At 73.0% G+C, this 2,627-nt stretch carries 1 protein-coding gene and 1 pseudogene; one reads left to right on the forward strand and one right to left on the reverse strand.

Annotation, left to right across the window (positions count from 1 at the left end):
• Positions 1-2,129: pseudogene (locus KGA66_RS28560) on the forward strand (hypothetical protein); the annotation flags it as partial.
• Between the two features lie 3 nt (positions 2,130-2,132).
• On the opposite strand, the gene KGA66_RS28565 reads toward KGA66_RS28560, so the two are convergent.
• Positions 2,133-2,627: hypothetical protein (locus KGA66_RS28565; RefSeq protein WP_211472648.1), on the reverse strand; the 495-nt coding region annotated here is incomplete at its 5' end.

Here is a 2,627-nt window from a genome sequence, read left to right on the forward strand (position 1 = left end):
CCGCGGGGGTGGGGGACTGGATTGTCACGCGGCAGAACGAGCGGCGGCTGCGCGCCGGGACCCGGGATTTCGTGAAGAACGGCGACGCCTGGCGGGTCGTCGAACGGCGCGAGAGCGGGGCGCTGCTGGTCGAGCATCTGGAGCACCGCGGCCGGGTGCTGCTGCCGGCCGGGTACGTCGCGGGCAACGTCGAGCTGCTGTACGCCACCACCGCGCACCGCGCGCAGGGCACGACGGTCGATGCCTGCCACGCCTTGGTGAGCGAGGAGATGGGGCGGGAGAACTTCTACGTCACCGTCTCCCGCGCCCGCCACGGAACGGTTCTCTACGTTGCTACGCACGAGCTGGCGAGCGTGGATGAGGACGAGCACGTGGACGCGCTGCGGTTCGATGCGGACGCCTACGCCGCGCGGGAGATCCTCGAACACGTCGTGGCCCGCGAGAGCGCCGAACGCTCCGCGACCGAGCAGATCGCCGCCGCCTACGGCGAGGCCGAATCCCTCGCCACCCTCGTTCCCCGCTACGAGCACGCGCTCGACGTGGCCACCGATGGCCACTATCGGCAGATGGTCGAGCGGGTCCTCCCGGACTTGGCCGAGCAGGTCATCGCGGACCCGGCGTGGCCCGCGGTGCAGCGGGCGTTGCGCGACGCCGAGGCGGACGGCTGGGCCGCTGCGCTGTTGTTGCAGCGCGCCGCACGTGCGCGGGAGATGGACTCCGCCGTGTCGCTTGCACAGGTGCTGTCCTGGCGGCTGCGCCACGTCATCGACCACGAACACCCAGTCGGCGCGCTGGCTGCCGTACCAATTGATGTTGAGCGGTACCGGGCGCTGCTCGCCGTCCTCGCTCCGGACCTGGCAGCCGAGGCCGATCGAGCGTACGCGAAATCGACGCCTGCTGCGTGCCTCCCCGGCAGCGCGGTGCGGGAACGCGAGTACCTGCGTGCGTTGCACAAGATGTTCGGCACGGTCCGAGTGAACCGGGCACGTAACGAATCGGGCTGGCCCGCGCTGCTGCTCGCCCTGCGCCGCGCCGACGACCTCGGGTACGAGCCGCAGGACGTCCTCGCCGCCGCCCTCGATCGCCGCGCCCTGCGGGCCGCCCCATCGATGAGCCAGGCCCTCGCGCTGAGAATCCACCGGCACGTCGCCGCGGGAACTGACCGCGACAGCGGCGACCCGCGCACCGCGTGGGTTCACATCGTGCAATTCCTCGCACGGCTCGAACATGCGGGAACTGACCCGGCGAGCGCGCTGAGCCAGGCCCTTGAGTCTGCCGACGGCGGTTCGGATCGGTGCACTCTCGCCGCACTCGCCCGGCGATTGCGGGCAAGTGCCCACGCCGTGGATAGTGTGCCGCTGCCTGCCTGGTTGAAGCCTGCGCCGCGTGTCGAAGACCCCGCGTGGCAGCCGTATCTCGACGCCCGCACCGAGCTGGTTCGCCGCCGTATTGACGCCCTTGCCGACACGGCAGCGTCTGAACGCCCCGCGTGGACCGCACACCTGGGCGCCGAACCGGCGGACCCGGCCGAGCGTGAACGGTGGCTGAGGCATCTCGCCACGCTCGCCGCCTACCGTGACCAATACCAGGTCCAAGGCGACGATCCCGATCATCCGCTGGGCCCGTATCCGGAGCGCGGCCGCACCGGGCATCGTGCCTACTGGGTCGCCGCCGCCTCGCTGCTCGCGCTGCGTGGACGCGCAGCCGGGGGCGATGACGCGCTCGGGCGACTGGCCGCCGACCAGTACCGCACCCTGTCCGGGGACGAGCAGGCGTGCATCGCGCGCGAGCTGGCCGGGCGGCTCGGCTCGGACTGGCTCGGTGACCCGCGCGACCCGGCCGCCGACGCGGACGAGGCCGTCTACCGTGACGATCTCGCGGCCCTCCTCGTCGCCCACGGACGCCTGCACGCGCCGTCCACCGGTGAGAGCGAGCCGCCGTCCGCGCACGCGGCGCGCCGAACGCCGAGCGCGAAGCAGCGACACGACCGGCGCAGCACCGCCGTTGGGCGCCGGCTGCCGACGCTGGACGGCCCGCAGTCCACCGAGATCGTCAGCCGGCCACGTGCGCGGGTCGCGCTGCCGCCGCCGATGCCGGACCAGCCACGCGGACCGAGGCCAGGACGCTGAAGGTCAGGCGAACGCCGGGACCGGACCGGCGGCCGATGTCCCGCGCAGCGCGGCGCGGGCCAGCGCGGCTCCGCGCGTGAGCCGCTGTACGAATTCGGCGGAGGCGCGAGGCCCGGCCGGTTCGGCATCGCGGCAGGCCCGGCACCGGCCCGAGACGACAACCGGCGCCCGACATTCGTCGCACTCCAGCCGCGCGGGCGGCGCGGCCGGTTCGGCGGGCATCTTGGCCCGTAGCCGGGTTTCGATGAACCGCGCCGGATGGTAGACCGACGGCGGCAATCCGGCAGTCAGCGTGTTGATGATGTGCAGGTCGGAGGCTCCCCGCCGCCGCCACTGCGCGACCAGCGGAGCGAGCCGAAGGGCCTCGGCGCGTCCGAGGGCCAGTTTGGGCTCGGTCCGTGCGAGCCGGGCGAGAAGTTCCGCGCTCGCCGTGCTCTCCTTGTCGGAGTCATCCCCCTCACTCCCTTTCCGGCGCGCTCCCGCCGGGGAGGGGAGGGT

This window comes from Actinocrinis puniceicyclus, assembly GCF_018283645.1.
Lineage (GTDB): Bacteria > Actinomycetota > Actinomycetes > Streptomycetales > Catenulisporaceae > Actinocrinis > Actinocrinis puniceicyclus.